The organism is Labrenzia sp. OB1, assembly GCF_001624695.1.
Taxonomy (GTDB): Bacteria; Pseudomonadota; Alphaproteobacteria; order Rhizobiales; family Stappiaceae; genus Roseibium.
In genome coordinates, this window is the sequence record NZ_JSEP01000002.1 from 97,109 (window position 1) to 121,026 (window position 23,918).

General features: G+C 60.5%; 16 protein-coding genes. 10 read left to right on the top strand and 6 right to left on the bottom strand.

Annotation, left to right across the window (positions count from 1 at the left end):
* Positions 1–119: 119 nt before the first annotated feature.
* Positions 120–1,148 carry a ligase-associated DNA damage response exonuclease gene (locus OA90_RS02795; protein ID WP_068406860.1) on the bottom strand — a complete coding sequence of 343 codons (1,029 nt, stop codon included), beginning with the start codon at positions 1,146–1,148 and terminating at the stop codon, positions 120–122.
* 71 nt (positions 1,149–1,219) lie between these two features.
* Positions 1,220–2,182, bottom strand: coding sequence for a DUF4189 domain-containing protein (locus OA90_RS02800; RefSeq protein ID WP_199823586.1), 963 nt, complete (start codon positions 2,180–2,182; stop codon positions 1,220–1,222).
* Positions 2,183–2,549: 367 nt separating this feature from the next.
* On the opposite strand from OA90_RS02800, the gene OA90_RS02805 reads away from it, so the two are divergent.
* Together OA90_RS02805 and pdeM are read left to right on the top strand one after the other, a co-directional pair.
* On the top strand, positions 2,550–5,054 hold the full coding sequence (locus OA90_RS02805) for a ligase-associated DNA damage response DEXH box helicase (RefSeq protein WP_068406866.1): 2,505 nt from the start codon (positions 2,550–2,552) through the stop codon (positions 5,052–5,054).
* The gene (gene pdeM, locus OA90_RS02810) at positions 5,051–5,788 is read left to right on the top strand and encodes a ligase-associated DNA damage response endonuclease PdeM (RefSeq protein WP_068406869.1); all 738 of its coding nucleotides are present in this window, start codon (positions 5,051–5,053) and stop codon (positions 5,786–5,788) included. The genes OA90_RS02805 and pdeM overlap by 4 nt, the downstream gene beginning before the upstream one ends.
* A gap of 104 nt (positions 5,789–5,892) precedes the next feature.
* Here pdeM and OA90_RS02815 read toward each other — a convergent pair whose 3' ends face one another.
* From OA90_RS02815 to OA90_RS02825, 3 genes are all read right to left on the bottom strand, one after another.
* Positions 5,893–6,678 (bottom strand): TIGR02186 family protein, encoded by a 786-nt coding sequence (locus OA90_RS02815; RefSeq protein ID WP_068406872.1) that lies wholly within the window; start codon positions 6,676–6,678, stop codon positions 5,893–5,895.
* Positions 6,675–7,604: a sulfite exporter TauE/SafE family protein gene (locus OA90_RS02820; protein ID WP_068406875.1), complete on the bottom strand. Its 930-nt coding sequence runs from the start codon at positions 7,602–7,604 to the stop codon at positions 6,675–6,677. The genes OA90_RS02815 and OA90_RS02820 overlap by 4 nt, the downstream gene beginning before the upstream one ends.
* A gap of 145 nt (positions 7,605–7,749) precedes the next feature.
* Positions 7,750–11,742, bottom strand: a complete 3,993-nt coding sequence (locus OA90_RS02825) for a peptidoglycan-binding protein (RefSeq protein ID WP_208985946.1) — start codon at positions 11,740–11,742, stop codon at positions 7,750–7,752.
* 575 nt (positions 11,743–12,317) lie between these two features.
* On the opposite strand from OA90_RS02825, the gene OA90_RS02830 reads away from it, so the two are divergent.
* The 7 genes from OA90_RS02830 to OA90_RS02860 all read left to right on the top strand — a co-directional run bounded on the left by OA90_RS02830 (position 12,318) and on the right by OA90_RS02860 (position 21,408).
* Complete coding sequence (locus OA90_RS02830; protein ID WP_068406882.1) at positions 12,318–12,779, top strand: MerR family DNA-binding transcriptional regulator; 462 nt, start codon at positions 12,318–12,320, stop codon at positions 12,777–12,779.
* Positions 12,780–13,104: 325 nt separating this feature from the next.
* Positions 13,105–14,901, top strand: a complete 1,797-nt coding sequence (locus OA90_RS02835; RefSeq protein ID WP_068406885.1) for an acyl-CoA dehydrogenase C-terminal domain-containing protein — start codon at positions 13,105–13,107, stop codon at positions 14,899–14,901.
* Positions 14,902–15,002: 101 nt separating this feature from the next.
* On the top strand, positions 15,003–15,641 hold the full coding sequence (locus OA90_RS02840) for a glutathione S-transferase (RefSeq protein ID WP_068406888.1): 639 nt from the start codon (positions 15,003–15,005) through the stop codon (positions 15,639–15,641).
* 97 nt (positions 15,642–15,738) lie between these two features.
* Positions 15,739–16,947, top strand: a complete 1,209-nt coding sequence (locus OA90_RS02845) for an acetyl-CoA C-acetyltransferase (protein WP_068406891.1) — start codon at positions 15,739–15,741, stop codon at positions 16,945–16,947.
* 157 nt (positions 16,948–17,104) lie between these two features.
* A complete protein-coding gene (locus tag OA90_RS02850) occupies positions 17,105–19,315 on the top strand; it encodes a 3-hydroxyacyl-CoA dehydrogenase NAD-binding domain-containing protein (RefSeq protein WP_068406895.1) in 2,211 nt (736 codons plus the stop codon).
* A 160-nt stretch (positions 19,316–19,475) separates the two neighbouring features.
* On the top strand, positions 19,476–20,534 hold the full coding sequence (locus OA90_RS02855) for an AraC family transcriptional regulator (protein WP_082836812.1): 1,059 nt from the start codon (positions 19,476–19,478) through the stop codon (positions 20,532–20,534).
* 598 nt (positions 20,535–21,132) lie between these two features.
* Positions 21,133–21,408, top strand: a complete 276-nt coding sequence (locus tag OA90_RS02860) for a DUF6460 domain-containing protein (protein WP_068407731.1) — start codon at positions 21,133–21,135, stop codon at positions 21,406–21,408.
* 57 nt (positions 21,409–21,465) lie between these two features.
* Here OA90_RS02860 and OA90_RS02865 read toward each other — a convergent pair whose 3' ends face one another.
* Positions 21,466–22,401: a histone deacetylase gene (locus OA90_RS02865; RefSeq protein WP_068406899.1), complete on the bottom strand. Its 936-nt coding sequence runs from the start codon at positions 22,399–22,401 to the stop codon at positions 21,466–21,468.
* 149 nt (positions 22,402–22,550) lie between these two features.
* Between OA90_RS02865 and OA90_RS02870 the strand changes: the two genes are divergently transcribed.
* Positions 22,551–23,903 carry an MATE family efflux transporter gene (locus OA90_RS02870; RefSeq protein WP_068406902.1) on the top strand — a complete coding sequence of 451 codons (1,353 nt, stop codon included), beginning with the start codon at positions 22,551–22,553 and terminating at the stop codon, positions 23,901–23,903.
* Positions 23,904–23,918: the final 15 nt, after the last annotated feature.

A 23,918-nucleotide genomic window follows, 5' to 3' on the forward strand; every position in this document is an offset into this window, starting at 1 on the left:
CGCGAACATGCGAATAACACGCTTCAACATGTTAAAGAATGTCGCGTTAATTGAATTCATTAATCTGCTTAAACGCGACCTGCTTCAATATCGTTCAATTCTTTCGCTTCGTTGCCAATTCACGTCAATTCGGTTCGAGCCTGCGCCACATCGATATCCTCGCCGTCGTCATAGCCGATCATATTGAGAGGGCGGGCGTTGCGTCCATTCATTTCGCACCAATGCACAAGTGCATCCTCCGCACCATGCGTGACCCAGATCCGTTCGGCCCCGGTTTCCAGAATGGTGCGGCACAGATCGTCCCAATCCGCGTGATCGGAGACGATCAGCGGAAGCTCGGCGCCCCGCTGGCGGGCGCGGGCGCGCACCCGCATCCAGCCGGACGCCATGGCTGTCACCGGATCTCCGAAGCGCCGCGCCCAGCGGTCACTGAGTTGGCCGGGTGGGCAGAGAACGATTTCCCCCTGCAGCTCCTTGCCGCGTTTGCCGACCAGATCCACAGGTCCGAGAGCGATGCCCTGGCTAAGGTAGTAGCCGGTGAGCTTTTCCAGCGCGCCGTGGAGATAGATTGTCTTGTCGTAGCCGGCCGCCCGAAGTTCAGCGATGATCCGCTGCGCCTTGCCGAGCGCGTAGGCGCCGACCAGATGGGTCTGCTCCGGGAAGAGGTTCAGAGACGACAGAAGCTTGGCGATTTCCCGATGGGCAGGCGGATGACGAAACACCGGCAAGCCGAATGTTGCCTCTGTTACGAAGGTGTCGCAGGGGACAAGCTCAAAGGGGGCGCAGGTCGGGTCGGCACGGCGTTTGTAGTCGCCTGAGACCACCGTGCGCCCCGCCGATCCGCTCAGCAGAACCTGAGCCGAACCGAGCACATGGCCCGCCGGGTGCAGGGACACGTCCACTTCGCCAACCTTGAGCCGGGCGCCGTAGGCTATTTCCTGGAAAGTGCCGCAGAAATTCGCCCCATAGCGGATCGCCATGATCTCCAGCGTCTGCCGAGTCGCCAGAACGGCCCCGTGGCCCGCTCGGGCATGATCGGCATGGCCGTGGGTGATGATCGCCTTTTCCACCGGCCGGACGGGGTCGACATAGGCACCGGCTTGCGGACAATAGAGGCCTTCCGGCGTCAGGGATAGATGATCTGACATCTGCTCTTACATAAGTCGGACGATTGCAAATGCCACGGCCATACGGCTCCACCGCCGTATGGCCGCCCCGGCTACTGACAGTAGGCGTATTCGAGCCGACAACCGGACGCCCCGTTGTTGGCGCACCAGCTTATGGCGAAATCGCGGGCTGCCTGCTCGCTGTCACCAGCGCCGATGCCGTTGCCGGATGGAGAGACTGCCAGCGCGTGACACCGTGCCTGGGTTGCGTCCGCAATCGTGCACTGCCGGCTCCCGCAATACTGCATGGCGAACTGTTCGGCACCGGCTCGGGTGGGCGCTGCACCGTGACCGAAGGCCCCGCCGGGTGCGAGAGCAAACGCCATCCACCCCCCGCCCTGTCCGTTTGAACTGCCGGGGGCAGGCGCACCCGAGACCGCGGTACCGCAAACCTGGTAGATGCCAGCGATCTGCCGACCGTTGGAGCACATGATGCCACCCCATTGAAACCCGCGCTTGCCATTGTCGGCCACGACTTCAAACCAGTCGTAACCATCCATTCGTACGCCGGAGTTCCGGAGGATCGTTATCCAGGAGCCCTCAGGCAGGCTGCCGACCTGGGCATGGTTCGTTCCCGGACCACCACGTAATTTGCCGCCAAGAGACCTGCCCTGAACATTGAGGTCCCGGGGGTTGCCTGCCGTTGGCTGGACCTGAGCAGGCCGGCTGGTGCCGCATTGCTGATATATGCCCGCAAGGTGCTGACCGTTGGAACACATGATGCCGCCCCACTGGTAGCCGCGCTGACCGCTGTCCGCCGCCACTTCGAACCAGTCATAACCGTCGAAGCGGACGCCGGTATTGGTCAGGATGGTGACCCAGGTGCCTTCGGACAAGCTTCCCAACTGGCGGAAATTCGTTCCCGGTCCGTCGCGAAGCTTGCCACCAAGCGAACGGCCCTGGGCGTTGACCTGCGTTTCGTTGCCGCCGACAGCACCGCCTGCGTGGGTCTGCCTTCCGCCTGTCCCGGCCCTTGCAAGTTCGCAGCGATGCGAAACATCGCCCAGCCAAACCAAAGGTTCTCCTTTGTCGGTTTGAAAGGAAATGCCTGAACCCTCGTTGAAATATCCGCCCCGGCCATCCGGAACAAGGTCGGTCTTGGTACCAAGTTCCTCGTATACTGCCCGGCCTTCTTCAGGAATGGTTTGAACGAAAACGAACTGGTTCCCGGTATTGCACCTATAAGAAAGGCTTTCAGATGCCACAGCACCTGAACTCGCGCCAAGAACACCAACACAAATTGCGAAAACAGGTTTCAAAAACTTCAAGGATTCCTCCATGATTAGCCCACCCGAACAATCGAGCACACGCAACCTGAATACAAGCTGAACATATCGGGTCCGGCCCCTCGCCTTTTCACGAACGCTACCTTAAAACAATGACATGGTTGCTGCAGTGCTTCCCGAAAAATTCCGGACCTGGTTCACGTCACGGGGATGGGCTCCGCGGCCCCATCAGCTTGAGCTGATCGATCATCTTTCCCGGGGTCACTCCACCCTGCTAATCGCTCCGACCGGGGCGGGCAAGACACTCGCCGGTTTTCTGCCGAGTCTTGTCGAGCTGGACAGAAGCGGCAAGCGCAAGCCAGGCGCCGCGGACAACGGAATTCACACTCTCTACATTTCGCCGCTGAAGGCGCTCGCCGTCGACATTGCCCGTAATCTGGAAGCGCCGGTCACGGAAATGGACCTTCCGGTCAGGCTGGAAACCCGGACGGGCGACACGCCGTCCCACAAGCGCCAGCGGCAGAAGCTCAATCCGCCGGATATTCTTCTGACGACACCGGAGCAGATCGCGCTGCTTTTGTCCGATCCCGCATCAGCGCGGCTGTTCGCTTCGCTGAGGACCGTCATTCTGGATGAGCTGCATGCGCTGGTCACCTCCAAACGCGGCGATCTTCTGGCCCTGGGACTGGCACGGCTCCGACGCCTGGCACCGAGGCTTCGAACCATCGGCCTGTCGGCGACGGTCGCCGAACCCGATGACCTGCGCGCCTATCTGGTGGACCAGCCGGACACGGAAGCGCGCGCGCTCTCCCATCTGGTGCAGGTTTCAGGTGGGGCCCAGCCGGACATCACCATCCTGGATTCCGAGGAACGTCTCCCCTGGTCCGGGCATTCCTCGCGCTATGCGATTGGCGACATCTACGACCTGATAAAAAAACACAATGTTTCGCTGCTGTTCGTGAACACCCGCAGCCAGGCGGAGATGGTGTTTCAGGAGCTGTGGCGCATCAACGACGAGACGCTGCCGATCGCGCTGCATCACGGCTCGCTCGATGTCGGCCAGCGGCGCAAGGTGGAAGCGGCGATGGCCGCCGGCAGCTTGAGAGCGGTTGTCGCCACATCCTCCCTCGATATGGGGATCGACTGGGGCGACATCGATCTGGTCATCAATATCGGCGCTCCAAAGGGGGCGAGCCGTCTGGCACAGCGGATCGGCCGTGCCAATCACCGCATGGACGAGCCCTCCAGAGCCGTCCTGGTGCCGGCCAACCGCTTCGAGGTGCTGGAATGCCAGGCGGCTCTGTCGGCTTCCAGACGCGGCGAGCAGGATACGCCGCCGCTGCGTAACGGCGCGCTGGATGTGCTCGCCCAGCACCTTCTGGGACTCGCCTGCGCCGATCCGCTGGACGCCCTTGCCACCTATGAGGAGATCCGCTCCTCGCAAACCTATCGTTACCTCGACTGGGAGGCCTTCGAGAAGGTGCTCGATTTTGTCGGCACGGGCGGTTACGCGCTCAAGACCTATGAGCAATACGCCAAACTGAGGAAGGGCAAGGACGGGCTGTGGCGCATCGCGCATCCGAAGATTGCCCAGCAGTACAGGCTGAATGTCGGCACCATCGTCGAAGCTCCCATGCTCAAGGTACGGCTGGTGAAGTCCAAGGCCGACGGGCGGCGGACGCCGGTCGGCCGCGGCGGGCGGATGCTGGGTGAGATAGAGGAATATTTCATCGAGCAACTTGCTCCGGGCGATACGTTCCTCTTCGGTGGAGAAGTGCTGCGCTTCGAGGCGATCCGGGAAAGCGAGGCTTACGTTTCGCGAGCGAAAACTGACAATCCGATGATCCCGTCCTATATGGGCGGCAAGTTCCCGCTCTCCACCTATCTGGCGGCCAGCGTGCGGGCGATGCTCGCGGATCCTGAGAGCTGGAAAGAGCTTCCGGACCAGGTGCGCGACTGGCTGGAGATCCAGAGAGAGAAGTCGGTTCTGCCCCGCAAAGACGGGCTGCTGGTGGAGACCTTTCCGCGTGCCAACAAACATTACATGGTCTGTTATCCGTTCGAAGGAAGGCTCGCCCATCAGACACTCGGCATGCTGCTGACGAAACGGCTGGAGAGAATGGGCGCGCAGCCGATGGGCTTTGTCGCCAATGACTATGCGCTCGCCGTCTGGGGCCTTCGCGACCTGTCATCCTTGTTTTCGTCCGGCCGCATTCCGCTGGATGAATTGTTCGAACAGGACATTCTCGGCGATGACCTGGACGCATGGCTGGCGGGGTCCAGTCTCATGAAACGGACCTTCCGCAATTGCGCCGTAATTGCCGGGCTAATCGAGCGCCGTCATCCGGGAAAGGAGAAGACGGGCCGTCAGGTCACCGTGTCCTCCGACCTGATCTACGATGTGTTGCGCGCCCATGAACCGGACCACATCCTCCTCAAGGCCACCTGGAACGACGCGGCTGAAGGACTTCTGGATATCTCCCGTCTGGGGGAACTTCTTGCCCGGATCAAGGGACGAATCACGCATACTGGCCTTCCGCACGTCTCACCCCTCGCCGTGCCTATTCTTCTGGAGATAGGAAAAGAACCTGTCTATGGAGAGGCCATGGACACAATATTGGAAGAGGCGGCGCAAGAGCTGGTTCTGGAGGCTTTGGAATGAGTGTACTCAGGTCACATTTGCGCAACTACACGGCTGCGCCGGTGTGTCATGACATTCCGATCAACGGTCAGCTTCTCGGCCTGCATGACAGCGGCGTGCTGTGGTGGCCGGACGAAAACACCCTTGTCGTTTCCGACCTGCATCTGGAAAAGGCTTCCAGCTACGCAAGGCGCGGTGTGATGCTCCCGCCTTACGACACCGGGGTCACTCTGGAAAAACTCGCCGGTGTGATGGACGCCTTCGATCCGGCGCGGGTGATCTGTCTCGGCGACAGCTTTCACGACTCGAAAGGCTCCGACCGCCTGCCCGCTCCCTACCGCGCCATGCTGACCACCCTGCAGCTCGGCCGGGAATGGATCTGGGTCACCGGCAATCATGACCCGGTCGCGCCCGTGCGGCTTTGCGGCGAGACTGTTGACGAGGTGTCCTTCGGGCCCCTCTCGTTCCGTCACGAACCGATCGAGAAGATCGGCTCGCAAGAAGCGCTGGGCGAAATCTGCGGCCATCTGCATCCTGCGGCGCGCGTGCGCCGCTTTGGCCGGTCCATCCGCCGTTCATGCTTCGCGACCGACGGCACCCGCCTCGTTCTGCCCGCCTTCGGCGCGCTCACCGGCGGTCTCAATGTGACCGATGAAGCCTACAGCATGATTTTCCGCCGCCGCCAGTTTTCCGTCTTCCTGCTCGGCAACGACCGCCTGTATCCGTTCACCGCCAGCCGTCTGGTCGGGGACTGATTCCTGCCCGGATTGCGGCGCCGAATTCACGCAAGAAGCGGCTTGCGCCTTTAAGGGATAATACGCTTCCGGAAAATCGGGGCGAATTTTATCCGCCACAGAGCTCAATCCCGCCGGAAAATCACACCTGCCAGCCAGCCGGTGAAAATGGCGAGGCTGACCGCCAGAATGCCATAGACCAGCGGATATTGCTGGGCGAGCCTGAAGGTAATCTGCTCAAAACCGATCTTGGCGACGGCCATGGTTTCCTCGGTCCGGGAGACCACTTCGCCCCCTTTGAACAGGAAGCTCTTCACCCTGTATTCGCCCACGGGGATGTTGGCCGGCAGGGGAATATTGGTGCGGAACATCGATGCGGTCAGAAACTGGATCGAGGTTTCCTGCTCCGAATAAAGTCCCGTCTCCTCACGCAGGCGGACAAAAGCCTCGCGGAAGTCGTCACGGTCGGCGAGCGGCACATTCGAGACACCGGAAACCGCCAGGTTGATGTGATTGAGACCAATGCCCAGATCATCGAGGATGTTGCGGTTGGCAAGTTCGCCGATATCGATGGTGCTGGCCACTGCGTAAAAGGACGGGACGTGCTGGAACCGCTCCGCCTCCCGATTCACCCAGACGCCGAGAAAGCGCCCCTTGCGCCGCGTGGTAATGTCCTGCGGAGGCCCCTCGACGACGATTGCGAGTTCCAGGCCGCCCGGATCGTTCGGCTGGCGCTCGAAGTTCTGCGCCTGGCCGAAGATGACGATTTCCGTTCCGGTGAAATTCGACTGAATGGAAATCACATCCGAAGACAGGGATGTGACCAGATCGCTAGTGTTCTCTTCGCCGACGGCCGGGGCGACAAACAGGACGGCGGCAAGCAGCGACCAAAGACCGGAGGAACGGATCATGCACCCGCCCCCTTGCGAATGGCGATGGAATAAAGATCGTCGGGGACCAGCAGCAGATCGACGGCAAAACGCAACCCGACGCCCATCACCAAAATCGCCAGCAGCAGCCGCAGTTGATCGCCGCGCAGGTTCTGCCCCATGCGCGCACCGAATTGCGCTCCGATGACGCCGCCGATCATCAGCGTCATCGCCAGAACGATATCGACGGTCTTGGTGCCCATGGCGTGAAAGATGGTCGCCGCGGCCATGGTGAAAAGGATCTGGAACAGCGAGGTGCCGATCACGATGCTGGTGGGAACCCGCAACAGGTAAATCAGCGCCGGCACCATCATGAAGCCGCCGCCGATGCCGAGAACCGTTCCCAGGAAGCCGATAATGGCACCGAGACCGACAACAGGAATGACGCTGACATAGAGCTTCGAGCGGCGGAACCGCACCTTCAGCGGAAGACCGTGGATCCAGTTGTGCTGGCCGGGCCTGCGGGCCTTGGGCGCCGCACCCGATTTGCGCCGCCGGATCGCCCTGACCGATTCAAACAGCATCAGGCCGCCGATCGCCCCCAGGAAGGTCACATAAGAAAGGGAGATGACAAGATCGAGCTGGCCGACGGATTGCAACACGTCGAACAGAATAACGCCGATCAGGGACCCGAAAACACCGCCGGCCAGCAGGATTGTCGCCAGCTTCAGATCTATGGCCTTGCGGCGCCAGTAGGTGACGACCGCCGAAGCGGAGGAGGCAACGACCTGGGTGGTAACCGTCGCAACGGATACCGCCGGTGGAATTCCGGAAAAGATAAGCAGCGGTGTCAGCAAAAATCCGCCGCCGATACCGAAGAGGCCCGACAAGAAACCCACAGCTCCACCCATGCCGAATATCACGAAGATATTCACCGGGATTTCGGCTATGGGCAGGTATAATTGCACTGGATCACGCCAACAGACTGCAGATGGAACCGCAAGATGACTAAACTAAATTGGTTAAAGACCCGTGCGCGCAGGCGTGTCAACCAGCCAGCCGGCCTCTTCCGTTCGGTTGTGCGATTTTAGGCTAAAGCCGGCCGGGTTGCGATCAGATCGCCTGACTTTTCAGCTCTTCAAGCAACTTGGCGTCCACCTCACCGGTTTCCGGCAGGCCAAGGCTGCGCTGGAAGGCGCTGATGGCGCTGCGCGTCCGGGGTCCCATCTCGCCATCCGGCGTACCGGTGTCAAAGCCGAGATAGTTCAGCTTGTCCTGCGCCTCGCGAATCATCGACGTGTTGTCGACCGCTTGAACGGATGCCCGGGACGCGGGAAGCGCGGCACTGTCCGCCCAGTCCGACTGCATGGTCACCTTGTTCGCGGCCGGATCCGGTGTCTTCAACTTGAAGTTCTCCACCGCGAGCCGGGCGTTGGCCAGCATCTCCTGGTCCATCATGTTGGCGATGTCGTCGCGGCGCTTGGCAGCTTCCGGGTCGCCCTGATCGGCCGCGATCGCGAACCACTTGTAGCTGGCGACGAGGTTCTTATCGACGCCGATACCGCCGGCATACAGAATGCCGAGATTGAACAGGCTGTCCTTGACCCCGAAATTGGCCGCGCTCTCGAACCATTTGCCGGCAGCCGCATAGTCGGGTTCTCCGCCGGCGCCTTCTGCGAACAGAACGGCGAGATTATGCATCGCCTTGGCATTGCCGGCTTCCGCGGCCTTCATGTACCAGGCCTTGGCTTTCGCAATATCCTTTTCAACGCCGCGGCCCTTTTCATAAAGGCTGGCCAGACGGTATTGCGCAGGGGCAAGACCCTTGTTCGCCGCTTTCTGATACCAGACGGCGGCCTTTTCCAGGTCGGCCGGAACGCCGCTGCCTTCGGTATATTTCACGCCGACCAGGAATTCAGCCGCCGGATCACCGCTGGCGGCAGCACTGCGCAAGGCCATCGGGCCGATGGCTTCAGGCGGCAGATTTGCAATCAGACCGGCCGCCGGCTGGCCAGCACCGGCCACCTCGGTTTCAGTCGAAGTCTTGCCTGCCTTGTCAGATGCACTCCGGCTGAAGGTCGAGGGATTTTCCGTCTTTCCGGTTCCGAAGCTGCTGGCAACCCCGGCCGGAGGCGCAAAGGCCAGTTCGGTGTCGACATCCACGGAACCGCTGGCGGAGGCCTGCTGAACCTTCCCGGACTCCAGGGCTGGATCACTCGCAGGTTTGGCGGCCTGGGTGTCCGGCGCCGACGCGGTGCTGGCCGCCGCAGGTGCGACGGCGGAGCCAACTGGCGCGGCCGCGGTACGTACCGGCTGAGTTTGCGGTGTTTGCGATCCGGAAACTGTGGCGCTGCCCGAGGCAGACTGCTGCTGACCAGATTGCACGGCTGCAGTGGCTTTCGCAGCGGCGGCGGCCAGATCCGTCTCTGCATCTTCCGGCAGCGCTTCGACGGACTCTATCGTTTTTTCTGCGATGGAGGCGACCTGCTCGCCGTCACCGGTCCCGCCGGTCGTCATCCGGTAGACCTGCAGGGTTCCGATCAGAAGCACAACCGCGGCAGCGGCGTAAAGTATGGTACGGCGACGGCCACCGGAGGACGCCGAAAGCTCGGGTGCCGGACGGTCGCCCGGCAGAACCCTGGCATCTTCTGCCTGAAAGTCCCTGTCCGCGATGTCCTCGGTGCCGAGTTCCAGATCCTTGACCGGTTGCGGTGCCGTCTTCCCGCCGGCAGCCGGCTTTTCCCGTCTCAGAACATTGCGCAGCCAACCAACCCGTTCCTTGCCGCGTTCCTCGTCAGCGGCATCCGACCCGCTGAGTGCCTTGGGTTTCTTGTCGAGCCGGGCAGCCTCCGCGGAAGCTGCCTGCGCGGCCCGGCGGGCGGCCGCAATGAAATCCGCCTTGCGGTCCCGTGCACGCGTGTCGGGCCGCACGGATTCACCGGCAGACGTTTCGTGATGGTCTTCTTCCGAACTCGCGGGGACAACAGACCTGGCGAAGACAGGCGTCTGATCGTCCTCCTTGAGCGGCGTGAAGCTCGCCGCAGGTGTAGCCGATACGGTTTCCGGCCGTTCCAGATTGTCCAGGCGCTCCGTCAGCGAGCCGAGGACGGACTTGACGCCGTCAAAGGTATTGCGGGTGCGCTCTTCGCCACCTTCGGCGGCGTCCAGCAGGCGTCGAAGGTCGCCCTGCAGGGCATTGATTTCCTCGTCATACTGCGAGTGTTTCGCGTTCGGCAGGTTCGCGACAGCTTCCGTTGCTGCCTGTCTTGCGATTTCGGCGACGTCGGCACGGGACTGTTGCAGGCCTTGTTCAATCCGCTCCAGCACCGGCGAGAGCTGCTCCGCACCAAACGCCTTGCCGGAAGAGTTTTCGAGCTGTTCCGCAAGCGCGGCGACTTTTTCGCCAAGCTGTTCGAAACGGCCGTCATCGCTCAGTTCACCGCCTTTGGAGACGACCTGGGCGAGATCCGCGATCCGCTGTTCCAGCGCCACGGTCGATGCGGGCGCGGTAACGCTGGCCCGCATGGAACCGATTTCCTCGCGCAATTTGTCGAGATCCGCCGTCGTCACCGTGTCCGTCGGTTGGTCGAGCCGGGCGGTCAGGTCGCTCAGGCGGTCCTGAAGCTCGGACAGAAATTCGGTGTCGGTTCCACCGCCCCCCTTGGCATTCGACTTCGCGGGACGCGACCGGGTGGTTTTCTTTTCGATGGCGTCGATCTTGCCGGAAATCATTTCCAGCCGCTTTTCCAGCGCCTCGAAGGCCCCGGATTGCGCCGAGGGCAACGGCGCCGCATGTTCCATGCGCTCAAGGCGTTCGACGATATCGTCGAGACGCCGGTCCACACGGGAGAGGTGTTCATCGCCCAGCGGTTCGGCCCGGTCATCGGACATCATCCCGACGATATCTTCCAGACGCCCCTGCAGCCGGGCAAGCGTTTCCGGCTCGGGCATGCGGTCTTCCATCGCGGAAAGACGGGTGTCGAGACCGCGCTGCTCGCGTGCCAGGACTTCCAGATCGTCCAGCCGTCCGGAGACGAATTTCATGCGGTCGTCGATACCTTCGACCAGTCCCTTGATGTCGATCTGCTCGACAAAGCCACGCACTTCCCGCAATTCCGCTCGGAGGGGTTCGATTTGCACGTGGTCCTTGCGTTGCAGCAGCTCCTCGACGCGTTCGGCGATGGTGACGACACGGTCTTCAAGCACCACCATGTGCTCGGACCGCGGCAGGGCCGCGAAGGCATCCTCAATCTCGTCAAGGCGCGCCGTCACGCTGCGCAGGACCCTGGGATCCACCGACGCGCGGGAAAGTTCGTCCAGGCGCTGGAGGATATGGGCGTATCCGTGCTCCAGGGTCTCAAGAGCACCTTCCACATTGGTGCCGCCAACCATGGACTTGAGTTCGGCCACCTCCTTGCGGATTTCCCGCGCCAGATGGTCGGTCTTCTTGTCGGTCCGCAGGCGCTCCACCATATCGGCGAGACGCCGCAGTTCCGTATTCTGCCGATTGACCGTATCACTGGTGCCGCGTGAAATGCCGCCCAGGGCATCGCGCAGGGAACCGATTTCCTCGCGGACCTGACCGAGGACCTTTTCCTGCGGCGCCCTCAGGGCGTCGATGCGCCGGCCCAGGTCCTTGTAGACATGGAAAGACGCGTCGTGACGGTCGCGAGCGATCTGTTCGCGTGGCGGCGGAGCCCGGTCATAATAGTCTTCGCCATGATTTTCGGATCCGGCGTCCCGATGCCCGTCATCGTAATAGGGGTCGGACGGGTCCTGGTAACGGTCGTCCCGGAGGCTGTCGATGGCGTAGCGGCCGGGCCGCGCATGTGGCCTTGAGGACGTGCCATACGGCTCCTCGAATCCCCTGCCGCCTCCAAGGCCCTGCACCTGTTCATCAAGACGGTCGAGCGCACCCAGCACTTCGTCTACGCCAGGATCATGCGCGCGTGCGCGCGTCGGAGCACGGCGGTTCGGTGCCGGATCGGCGTGACGGGTCTGGCGGGCAGATCCCGCGGAACGCTGCGGCTCGGCGGAATCCTTCTCCGAAAGCAGCCGGTCAAGTTCATCGGCCACCGCATCGAGATCCTGATCGCGCTCATCCATGCGGGAGCTCCGGCCGCCGCCCAGCGCCGTTGCGGTACGAGTCAGCCGTTCAATGCGGTCACGAGCACGTGCGCTGCGCGGTGACTCTTTAAAGTCGTCACCTTCAAACGCATCGCGATCGCGGCTTCCTGCCTCGTGTGTCTTCCAAGCCGGCATATCTTGACCCTGGGCTTACGGCTTTTCCAACCGCTGATGGTGCATGCCGTGTCCATTTTCCGTCGAAGGCGGAACGGACGCAGCGTCTATAGGAGACTTTGTCGATTTAGGGTAAACAGGCCGTTAATCGGAGTTGCCAAATGCAAAAACCGGTTGTTTCAACTCCGATTCGGCCAAACTCACATGTGAAGAACGCCGAATCACCACACAGCTGCTCAGGCCTTTTCCACCAGAGTTCCGCCGCGACTGGACGTTGACGCGAACGTAAGCTACAAGGACCTCAAGAACTCGGCCCTCAGCAGGCATCCGACCGCGGCTCTCGCGAAGATGCCGGCAATAGATCTCCGGCGCCGGTTTCAAAAACCGTATCGACATCAACGATGAGCCGGACAACGGCTGTAGCACGAGCACCAACTGACATGAGCGAAGCGCTTTCCATCCTCAACGAGGAAAATCTGGTGGACGTCGTATCCGCGACGGACGACAGCACCAAAAAGACCCATTTCACCATCGGTGATCTGGCGAAAGAATTCGACTGTACCCTCAGAACCCTGCGGTTCTACGAAGACCGGGGGCTTTTGAACCCGAAACGGGACGGCCTCAACCGCATTTACAACCGCCGTGACCGGGCGCGCCTCAAACTGGTCCTGATGGGCAAGCGGGTCGGTTTCTCGCTTTCCGAAATCCGGGACATGCTTGACCTTTATGACCTGCGCGACGGGCAGGTCACGCAGCTCCGGGTTGCCTTGTCGAAGTTCAGTGAACAGATTGCCGTTCTGGAAGACCAGCGCAAGGACATCGAACAGGCGATCGAGGAACTGTCCCGCACAGTCGAGATCGTTTCCGGAATGCTGAAACACAAGGAAGCCGAGGAAGCCTAATCGCGTTTCCACTGCGATCCGCCAACGCCAACCGCCGGTTCACCAACCGGCGGTTTTTTTGTGTGTGGCGTCATGAGCGTGTTTTGCTCCAGGGCCTGCCCTTCCCCGGCAGCCGAAAATATCGCAAAATAACGACTGGAAGCGCCAAACTGGGTGGCCTCGGCTGCAAAACCATTTCCAAATACATGTTTTAGGCGTATTTTTTTGTAACCCCTTCCCTTGGGACACCACTTGCCGGGGCGATTCAAGACGCGTATATACAGATCAAGTTGACGTTTACGGAAACGTAAGGTCAAGAGGACACGGCAGATCTGGGAGGATTTCCATGCCGAGCTATTCCGCGCCTGTCGATGACACGCTTTTTCTTTTGAAAGATGTCCTGGGCTATGAGCGATATTCCAACTTGCCGGGCTTTTCCGATGCCCCGCTCGATCTGGTGGAAGCGATCCTGCGCGAAGGCGGCAAGTTCGCCGAGGAAGTGCTTCAACCGCTGAATCAGAGTGGCGACCAGCAAGGCTGCACCCGGCACGACGACGGCACGGTGACCACTCCCAAGGGTTTTGACGGCGCCTACAAGGCTTTTTGCGAAAATGGCTGGGGCACGCTGTCCGCGGACCCGGACCATGGCGGCCAGGGCTTGCCGCACACGCTGGCGACCGTTTTCAACGAATTCGCCTCGTCCGCCAACATGGCCTTTGCCATGTATCCGGGCTTGACCGCCGGTGCGGTGGCAGCCTTGACCCTGCATGGCACGGACGACCTTAAACAGCAGTATCTGCCCAACATGATCGCCGGGACGTGGACCGGCACGATGAACCTGACCGAGCCCCATTGCGGCACGGATCTCGGCCTCATCCGGACGAAAGCCGTCCCGCAGGCGGACGGGTCCTACAAGATCACCGGCACCAAGATCTTCATTTCTGCCGGCGAACACGATCTGGCGGAAAACATCGTTCATCTGGTGCTCGCCCGGATCGAAGGCGCGCCGGAGGGCACAAAGGGCATCTCGCTGTTTGTTGTGCCACGCAATCAAGTCAACGAAGACGGATCGGTCGGCGATACCAACGGTGTTTCCTGCGGCTCCATCGAACACAAGATGGGCATTCACGGCAACGCCACCTGCGTGATGAATTACGACGATGCAAAGGGCTGGCTGGTCGGCGAGGAGAACAAGGGGCTTCGCGCCATGTTCACCATGATGAACGAGGCCCGTCTCGGCGTGGCGGTTCAGGGCCTGGCACAATCGGAGGTCGCCTATCAGAACGCGGCGGCCTATGCGAAGGACCGCCTGCAGGGCCGTGCCCTGACCGGACCGAAGGCCCCGGACAAGGCAGCCGACCCGATCATCGTGCATCCGGACGTCCGCCGCACACTGATGTCGATCCGCTCCTTCAACGAGGCGGCCCGGGCTCTGGTGCTCTGGACAGCCCTTAACGGCGACGTTTCGCACCGCTCGGACGATGAGAAGACCAGGCAATTCTCCGACGACATGATGGGACTGATGACGCCGGTGTTGAAGGGCGTCCTGACCGACATCGGTTTCGCCAACGCCGTCAACGCCCAGCAGATGTTCGGCGGCCACGGATATATCGGCGAATGGGGCATGGAGCAGTTCGTCCGCGACGCCCGCATCGCCATGATCTACGAAGGCGCGAACGGCATTCAGGCGCTCGATCTGGTCGGCCGCAAGCTGCCTGCCAACGGTGGACGCGCCGTCATGAGTTTCTTCAATGAAGTCAACACTTTCCTGAAAGAAAATAAAGACAACGAAGACCTTGCCTCCTTCACCGGCCCGCTGAAAAAAGCCATGGACGACCTTCAGGCCGCGACCATGTGGTTCATGAACAACGCCATGAAAAATCCTGATAACGCTGGGGCAGGTTCCACCGATTACATGCACCTCTTCGGTCTGACCGCGCTCGGCTACATGTGGGCCCGGATCGCGGTAACAGTGAAGCAGCAACTGGAGGCGGGCGCGGGCGACAAGTCTACATGGCTTGAGAACAAGCTTTCCTTCGGCACGTTCTTCATGGAGCGAACGCTCCCGGAAACGGGCGCGCATCTGGCGCGGATCTCCTCCGGGTCGGACACCCTGATGTCCGTGAGCGAAGAGGCTTTCTGATGCGCGCCGTAGCGTCAAAAAATGTTGGAAGATTGAACCCCGCAGACCGGATCGCGCGGCTATAGTCTCGCGATCTGATTTGCCAGGGAGATTTTCAAGATATGGCTGAATACTTTCTTCACTGCATGGCCCAGTCCGGGCACTCCTATAAAGCGGCCCTGATGCTGGCGCTGTGCGGTGCCGACTGGACACCCAAGTGGGTCGATTTCTTCAACGGCGAAACCCGCACGGAAGAATATCGCAAGACCGTGAACGAGATGGGCGAGGTCCCGGTGCTCAATCACAATGGCAAGCTGCTGACCCAGTCCGCCGTGATCATGGACTATCTGTTCGAAAAATTCGGCAAGTTCGGCTGGGAGAATGAAGACGAACGCCGGGAAATTCTGCGCTGGACGATCTTCGACAACCAGAAGGTATCCGGCCTGATCGGACCGCTGCGATTCATGCGGACGCTCGCAAAAACTGGCGAGACCGAAGTGACGAAGTTCCTGGACGGCCGTTCGAAAGCGGCCCTTGCCATCCTTGAAAAGCATTTCGACAGCTCCGCGTTTGCCGTCGGTGAAAGGCCGACGATCGCCGACTTTTCCCTGTGCAGCTATCTCTACTACGACGGCGAACTCGGCTTCGACCTCGACGCCTATCCAAACGTCATCCAATGGCTGGCACGGATAAAGTCCCTGCCCGGCTGGAAACATCCCTACGACCTCATGCCCGGCCATCCGTTGCCGAACGCGACATGAGGAGGATCTGATCCGGAGCATCCAGCGCCCGAAAGACCGCTGGATGCCTGGACACTTTCAAATCGACCAACTTCAGATTGGTCCAGAGGAGGATCTGATGCCCGAAGCCTATATCTACGATCACGTGCGTACGCCGCGCGGCCGCGGCAAGAAGGACGGAGCTCTGCACGAAGTGCCCGCCGTCCAGTTGGCGGCGACCGCGCTTGAGGCAATTCGCGACCGTAACGACCTCGATACAGGCAGGCTGGACGATGTCGTGCTCGGCTGCGTCGATCCGGTTGGCGAGGCCGGCGGAGACATTGCCCGTGCGGCAGTGTTCGCTGCGGAATACGCCACGTCGGTTCCGGGCATGCAGATCAACCGTTTCTGCGCCTCCGGTCTCGACGCCGTCAACATGGCCTCCGCGCAGGTCATGTCGGGCCAGCACAAGCTGGTTGTCGCAGGGGGGGTGGAAAGCATGAGCCGTGTCGGCCTCGGCGCCTCCGGCGGTGCCTGGCCGATCGAGCCGCAGGTCGCCATTCCCTCCTACTTCATGCCACAGGGCGTCTCCGCCGACCTGATCGCAACAAAATACGGTTTCAACCGCGACGACTGCGACGCCTATGCAGTCCAGAGCCAGAAGCGCGCCGCCAGATCCTGGGACGAAGGCCGGTTCTCGAAATCCGTGATACCGGTGAGAGACGTCAACGGCATCACCATCCTGGACCGCGACGAGCACATGCGGCCGGAGACCGACATGCAGTCCCTGGCCTCGCTCAACCCGTCTTTCGAGATGATGGGCAGCATGGGCGGCTTCAACGCGGTCGGCATTCAGGCGCATCCGGAAATCGAGGCAATCCGGCACGTGCACCACGCAGGCAATTCCTCAGGCATCGTCGACGGGGCCGCCGCGGTGCTTATCGGCTCCAGTGCCGCCGGCCGCTCAAGCGGCCTGAAGGCGCGCGCGCGCATCAAGGCCTTCGCCAACATCGGTTCCGAACCCGCCCTGATGCTGACCGGACCGGTGGATGTCACGCAAAAACTTCTGAAGAACGCGAGGATGGAGATGAAGGACATCGACCTCATCGAAATCAACGAGGCCTTCGCGTCCGTCGTTCTGAGGTATCAGCAGGCCTTCGATCTCGACCCGCAAATCGTCAACGTCAATGGCGGTGCGATCGCCATGGGCCATCCGCTCGGCGCAACCGGGGCGATGATCCTTGGAACGGTTCTGGACGAACTGGAACGCCGCGATCTCAACACCGCCCTCGTCACGCTGTGCATCGGCGCGGGCATGGGAACAGCGACCATCATCGAACGGGTCTGATCATGTTGAGAAATATTGCCAGGGAACGCAGAGCGATGCCGTTCGTACCGGCAGTGACGAAACATACAGGCGACGTAGTTGTGGAAGGCACCGGATCGGCAGCGCGGCAGCGCGCCCATCAGCAAGACAGCGGTGCAGGCCCGAGGAGGATTTTCAAATGAGCTACAGGAATTTCACCCTAGAAACCGACGAGGACGGTTTCGCGCTGATCACCTGGGACATGCCGGAAAAGTCGATGAACGTCATCGACATCACCGTCATGGATGAGTTGAGCGCCCTTGTCGATCAGGTCGCCGGCGACGAGGCTATCAAGGGCGCCGTCATCGCGTCCGGCAAAGCCGCCTTCTCCGGCGGCGCTGACCTGACCATGCTTGAAGGTCTGTTGAAGGATTTTCACGTCAAGCGCGGCAAAGACGCCGAGGCGGCTGCCAAAGCGCTGTTCGAAGGGTCCCGCAAACTGTCGCAGGTCTACCGCAAGCTGGAAACCTGCGGCAAACCGTTTGTCGCCGCCGTCGCGGGCACCTGCATGGGTGGCGGAACGGAACTGGCGCTTGCCTGCCATGGGCGCGTTGTCGATGACGGCCTGAAAATGGGCCTGCCGGAAGTCAAAGTCGGCCTCTTCCCGGGTGCCGGTGGTACCCAGCGTGTCATGCGTATGGCGGACGCCCAGCAAGGCCTGCAGTTCCTGCTGCAGGGCCGCACCCTGCGCGCGCCGCAAGCCAGGCAGTTGAAGCTGGTTGACGAAATTGCATCGTCCCGAAAGCTGGTGGCCACCGCCAAAAAGATGCTGAAAGCCGGTCTCGACCCCGTCAAGGACTGGGACAAGAAGGGCTACAAGCTTCCGAACGGAAAAGTTTATTCTCCGGCAGGTTTCCAGTTCTGGCCGGCGGCGAACGCCATTTACCGCCGGGAGACCCATGACAATTATCCGGGAGCCCGCTACCTCCTGCGCTCGGTCGTGGAAGGTCTTCAACTGCCGATGGATCTCGCCCTGCAGGTCGAAAGCCGGTATTTCGCCAAGGTGCTGCAGACCCCGGAAGCGGCCAACATGATCCGCTCCCTGTTTGTCTCCATGCAGGAGTTGAACAAGCTGGCACGCCGTCCGGCGGACCAGCGCCCGAACCGGATCAGGAAGGTCGGCATTCTGGGGGCCGGGTTCATGGGCGCGGGCATCGCCTATGTCACCGCACAGGCGGGGATCGAAGTTGTTCTGATCGACCGCGACCAGGACGCCGCCGACAAGGGCAAGGCCCATGCGGACGAACTCATGGGCAAGGCTGTAAAACGCGGCCGCGCCAGCGAGGAGCAAAAGGCTAAACTGCTTTCCAGAATTAACGCGACCACCAATTACGCTGCGCTGGGAGATTGCGACCTGGTGATCGAGGCGGTGTTCGAGGACCGCGAAATCAAGAAGACAGTGACGGAAAATGCTGAAGCCGTAATGAAATCCCGGGCGATTTTCGCGTCGAACACCTCCACCTTGCCGATCACCTCGCTCGCGCAGGCCTCAAAGCGTCCGAAAAACTTCATCGGCATCCATTTCTTCTCGCCTGTCGACAAGATGATGCTCGTTGAAGTGATCCTCGGCAAGCGGACCTCGGACAGGGCACTGGCAATGGCGTTGGACTATATCAAGGCCATCAAGAAGACGCCGATCGTGGTCAACGACAGCCGCGGTTTCTACACTTCCCGTGTCGTGATGACCTATATTCGCGAAGGCCTGATGATGCTGGCGGACGGCGTTCCGGCAGCCATGATCGAAAACGCGGGCAAGATGGCAGGCATGCCGGTCGGTCCCCTGTCACTGGGAGATGAAGTCGCTCTCGACCTTGCCTGGAAAATCGTGTCGGCGGCCCGCAAGGACCTGGGCGTCAAATACCTCGAAGGCCCGCTGGACAACATCCTGGAAGAAATGGTGGTCAAGCGGGAGCGCTTCGGCCGCAAGAACGGCAAGGGTTTTTACGACTACAAGGGCAAGGACAAGAGCCTTTGGCCGGGTATTCCCGAGGTCACCGGCCAGCCAAAGCCCGCCGAGAGTTTCAACATCGAAGAGTTGAAACAGCGCCTTCTTGTGATGCAGGCCCTGGAGACGGCGCGGATCTTCGAAGAGAAGTGCCTGACGGATGTCCGCGAGGCCGATGTCGGTTCCATCCTAGGGTTCGGCTTCGCTCCCTATTCTGGCGGGACGCTGAGTTACATCGACACGATGGGCACACCCGCCTTTGTCGAACTCTGCAAGAAATTCACCCGCAAATGGGGGCCGCGCTTCAAACCGAACCGGCTATTGCGGGATATGGCCCGGGAAAACGAATCCTTCTACGGCAAATTTCCTCCGAAGACTGAACAGAAACAGAAGGACGCTGCCTGATCGCGGTATCAATGCCGCTTCCAAGGGGGGGGGCGGCATTGATAGTTTTGCTTAAAGCATATGCAATACATGTTAGCGAACTGCGACAAAACTTGATCCTCCGCGTGTCATCATGCAAAGTTATGGGCAACGGTTGTGCATTGATCGGCTGGAGGGGTAGATGCCGATAGAGGGCGAATGGGCGCGCGCCGACGTATTCCGGGTCTTGCGCGATATCTGTTCAAATGAAAATTTGGACTGGCCCGGTATGGCGGATCGTTACAATTTCCAGCTTTCCAGTCTTGAGGAGCCCCGCGGGGTTGTTCCGATCGTCGCCTGGCATGGCGTCTTCGAACAAGTTGCCGAAACCCTCGGCAACGATGCGGTGATGTTTGACCTCTTCAACAATATCGAAATCGGTTGCTTTTCCATCTTCGACTATCTGTTTTCCTGCGCCCCTACCCTTCGGCATGCCTGCGAGGCCTGGGTGAAATACATGCCGATCCGCTCGAATGCCTACCGGATCTGCTTTCAGGAAACCGAAACGAGCGCCTATGTCGAATGGCCGATACTGGAAGGCCGCGGCGAATGGCGGCAGAACATGTTCGCCCGTGTCGGCTGGGCCACGCAGCAGTTGGAACACTCTCTGAACATGAACGTTCCACCGATTCTGATCGAGCTGGCAACATATGCGCCTGCGAACACGTCCGCCTTTCAGAAAAAATATCAAGGCCGTCTGAAGTTCGGCGCACCGCACAACCGGATTTCCTTTCCGCGCGCGCTGCTTTCGCGGCCACTGCGCCGCAACGATCCGCACTTGTACGAAATCATCCTGAAATCGGCGATGAGCGAAATGGAGTCGTTCGACCGGGTTGAGTCCCCCTTGTCGAGGATCGCCAACGAAGTCGCCTCCAGCCTTTCGAACGGGTCATGCACGCTGCCGCAGATCTCTTCAAAACTGGGTATGTCCCAAAGAGCCGTGCAACGCATTCTGGAAAAGGAAGGAACGAGCTTCCGCAAACTCAGCGAGGAAATCCGGCGCTCGGCAGCCGAAAGATACCTCCGAAGCACGGAATTGCCTATGAAGGAAATCGCCTATCTGCTGGGGTTTTCCGAACTGAGCACCTTTTCCAGGGCGGTCAAGACGTGGTTCGGCATCCCCCCCAGGAAGGTACGGGAAGCTCCGACCATTCCGGTCGACTCGATCTGCGGGCCGAACGGGATTCAAAAGTCGGCATGAGAGCCTCCGGAGCTCCGGACCGCATCGGTTTCTGACTGAAAGAATTGCGGCACGGGGCGCTTAGGGCTGTTACGCCACCGTGCCTGAGATGGGGCCTGAACCTGACAGACGTTCGAAACTGCTGTTCGAGCATCTTATAGTGCACAGTATTATGAGAACGTGCCTTCAGCGAAAACCGTTCTCTTGTTTCGGCGTCAGGGGCCACTCCGCAGCATGAAAGTCTTTTATCCGGCGCCTTTTCGGCTTTATGTCGGTGTCTGTCATTCGCTACAGGTCGAGAAAATCCGGTCAAATGCGGATGTGGGTGACCGCAAGAAACCGATTAAATTTTCCTGCTTACATAAATACCTCAGAGGATCATCCTCGTCTTTGGCCTGAGACGAATAGAACTATACCATTTACGACATCACGTGTAATTAATCCGGAAATTTGCCGATATTCGATCTTCTTCCAGCTTGTTTCCTTCCTGAGGCAGGTCACGGTCAACCGAAGCGGCAGGTGCCCTTTCACAGTTTAAGATCCACGAACATTGTAATCGGAAGAGTTTGTTCCTAACTTCCGTTCAATGTCCGGCATCAAGGTCAATCAGGAGAAACACATGTCCGATACTGGCTTGAGCCGATTTCTTGGAGGCTCACCCGCTCAGGTAATCCTGCGGCTCGTGTTTCTCTCTTTTGTGGTCGGCATCGTGCTTTCGGCCCTTAATCTGGATCCGTTAGATCTCGTCGAGATGGCGGTCGAATTCGTCCAGCGGCTCTGGAACATGGGTTACCACGCCATCTGGCGGCTTGGCGGTTATCTCTTGATCGGTGCGATTGTCGTCATACCGATCTGGCTCTTGACCCGCATCGTGTCCATGGGGCGAAGCCGGTAAGCACCTCTTTTACCGAACCACCCGTCGAGTCCCATCGTTACACAACTGCACGCGCTCTCACCCGGAAGTCCGGGCGAGAGCACCTGAGGCGTGATGGATCGAGCTGGCACTGCGATGCAGTGTCAGGTGGCGGTCCGCAAGTTCATCGATATCGGTGGAATAACCTCCCCCGAGAACACCGGCGAGCGGAATACCGGCGGCGGCCACCGTCTCGATCACGAAACGGTCCCGCAGGCGCAGACCTTCGCGTGTCAGTGCGAGGCGGCCCAGACGATCATGTTCGTAAGGGTCGACACCGGCATTGAAGATCACGATGTCCCAGGCTTCCTGTAGCAGAAGAACCGGCAGGATCTCAGAGAGCTGTTGCAGATAGAGCGTATCTCCGGTCGCGTCGGGCAAACCTATATCGTGATGCGACGGGATCTTGCGGACCGGATAATTCCGTTCCGAGTGCATTGAAAACGTGAAAATGTCCGGATCGCCCTGAAAGATATCGGCGGTGCCATCCCCCTGATGCACGTCGAGATCGACGATCAGCGCCTTGCCGATAGCCCCGTCCGCCTGCATGACCCGAACCGCAACGGCCACGTCGTTGAACACACAGAAGCCGGCGCCATGCGCTTTTCGGGCGTGATGACTGCCTCCGGCCGTGTTGCAGGCAATCCCGTGCTCCAAAGCCAGATAACAGGTCAGGACCGTCCCGCCGGTCGCGCAGCGTGCGCGCAGCGCAATGTCCTCGCGCATCGGAAATCCGATCTCTCGGGCAACTTTTTCCGGAACAGTGCCGTTGAACACCTGGTCCACATAGGCGGGGTCATGCGCCAGGGCGACCCATTCGAAGGGCGCCGGCCGAGGCCGGTAGAAACTACCACCATCCAGAAGGCCTTCCGTGCGGATCAGTTCGGCAACCGCGCGGAACTTGTCCATCGGAAACCGGTGATTGGCGGGCAGATCGGCGCAATACGCCGGATGATGGACAATCGGCAGGGTCATCGTCGACACTATATGGCGGGTTTTTCTTTCTGGCACCCTTTCGCATTTACGACAGCTGCCGCTCGTTTCACCGGCTGATGGCCCATGGAAACCAATTGACGCGGCGGACAAAGCGGGACAAGAAGGTTTTCCTACCCTTACGAGCGTCCATGACCCGACCCGCCACCATCAACGATCCGTCGAAACTCGCCTTCACGGTGACACACCGCTCGGTGCTTGCCGTGGCGGTTCCGATGACGCTTGGCTATCTGTCGACGCCCTTGCTCGGCCTCGTCGACATGGCGGTTATCGGACGGCTTGGCGACGCGGCGCTGCTCGGCGGCATCGCCATGGGCGGCATCATCTTCGATCTGGCCTTCACCAGCTTCAACTTCCTGCGATCCGGCACCACCGGTCTGACCGCGCAGGCGCTCGGCGCCCGCAACGACGTGGAAATCAGGGCAACGCTCCTCAGGGCGCTGATCATTGCCGCCGTCGGCGGGTTGGCGATCATCGCCCTCCACGTCCCTGTCCGCGAGGCAGGCCTGTGGTTTCTCGGCGGCAGTTCCGAAGTGCAGGCGGCGACGGTGCGTTATTACGACGTGCGGATCTTCAGTGCCCCGTTCCTGCTCGCCAACTACGCCATTCTGGGCTGGCTGATAGGTCTCGGCCGCGCCGGAACGGCCCTGGTGCTGCAGTTGTTCCTCAACAGCCTCAATATCGTACTCAGTGTGTGGTTCGTCATCGGGCTGGGCTGGAGCGTCGAAGGAGTCGCGCTCGCCACGGTTTTCAGTGAATTCGCAGCGATGGTGCTCGGCCTTGTGCTGGTTATTGCCGGCGTAAAGCGGGGGGCCTGGCCCTCTCTCGCGGTGGTGTTCGACCGGCGGTTGCTGATGCGCATGATGGCGGTGAACCGGGACATCATGATCCGGTCCTTCGCCCTTCTTTACGCCTATGCGTTTTTCATGGCCCGCTCGGCCGACCAGGGCGATGCGATGCTGGCCGCCAACGCGGTGCTGGAAAAATTCGTCGTCGTCTCCGGGTATTTCCTCGATGGTCTCGCGACGGCAGCGGAACAACTGGCGGGGCGGGCGGTCGGCGCAAGGCACCGGCCGGCCTTCGACAGAACATTGAAACTCACCGCGCTCTGGAGCTTTGCCCTGGCAGGCGGCCTTGCAGGTGTCTTCTATATTTTCGGCCCTGCCATGATCGCCTTCATGATCACCGTTCCGGAGGTCCGCGCGCTCGGCGACACCTATCTGATCTGGGCCGTCATGACACCGCTTCTGGGCGTTCTGGCATTTCAGATGGATGGTGTCTTTATTGGCGCCACATGGTCGGACACCATGCGTAACATGATGCTGATCTCGCTGGCGGCCTATATCGCGGCCTACTACATTCTCTTCCCGCTGCTTGGCAACCACGGGCTCTGGCTCGCGCTCGAATTGTTCCTGGGGATACGCGGCATCACGCTGCTTGCCGCCTGCCGCAAGCGGGCGGCACGAACTTTCGCGGATGCCTGACGGACAGCTAATCTA

Excerpts from the sequence above, each read along its gene's own strand:
- OA90_RS02855 (WP_082836812.1), top strand. The coding sequence starts at position 19,476 with ATGCCGATAGAGGGCGAATGGGCGCGCGCCGACGTATTCCGGGTCTTG.
- OA90_RS02865 (WP_068406899.1), bottom strand. The coding sequence starts at position 22,401 with ATGACCCTGCCGATTGTCCATCATCCGGCGTATTGCGCCGATCTGCCC.
- OA90_RS02825 (WP_208985946.1), bottom strand. The coding sequence starts at position 11,742 with ATGGATGAGCGCGATCAGGATCTCGATGCGGTGGCCGATGAACTTGAC.
- pdeM (WP_068406869.1), top strand. The coding sequence starts at position 5,051 with ATGAGTGTACTCAGGTCACATTTGCGCAACTACACGGCTGCGCCGGTG.
- OA90_RS02845 (WP_068406891.1), top strand. The coding sequence starts at position 15,739 with ATGCCCGAAGCCTATATCTACGATCACGTGCGTACGCCGCGCGGCCGC.
- OA90_RS02795 (WP_068406860.1), bottom strand. The coding sequence starts at position 1,148 with ATGTCAGATCATCTATCCCTGACGCCGGAAGGCCTCTATTGTCCGCAA.
- OA90_RS02840 (WP_068406888.1), top strand. The coding sequence starts at position 15,003 with ATGGCTGAATACTTTCTTCACTGCATGGCCCAGTCCGGGCACTCCTAT.
- OA90_RS02815 (WP_068406872.1), bottom strand. The coding sequence starts at position 6,678 with ATGATCCGTTCCTCCGGTCTTTGGTCGCTGCTTGCCGCCGTCCTGTTT.
- OA90_RS02830 (WP_068406882.1), top strand. The coding sequence starts at position 12,318 with ATGAGCGAAGCGCTTTCCATCCTCAACGAGGAAAATCTGGTGGACGTC.
- OA90_RS02835 (WP_068406885.1), top strand. The coding sequence starts at position 13,105 with ATGCCGAGCTATTCCGCGCCTGTCGATGACACGCTTTTTCTTTTGAAA.
- OA90_RS02805 (WP_068406866.1), top strand. The coding sequence starts at position 2,550 with ATGGTTGCTGCAGTGCTTCCCGAAAAATTCCGGACCTGGTTCACGTCA.
- OA90_RS02870 (WP_068406902.1), top strand. The coding sequence starts at position 22,551 with ATGACCCGACCCGCCACCATCAACGATCCGTCGAAACTCGCCTTCACG.
- OA90_RS02850 (WP_068406895.1), top strand. The coding sequence starts at position 17,105 with ATGAGCTACAGGAATTTCACCCTAGAAACCGACGAGGACGGTTTCGCG.
- OA90_RS02860 (WP_068407731.1), top strand. The coding sequence starts at position 21,133 with ATGTCCGATACTGGCTTGAGCCGATTTCTTGGAGGCTCACCCGCTCAG.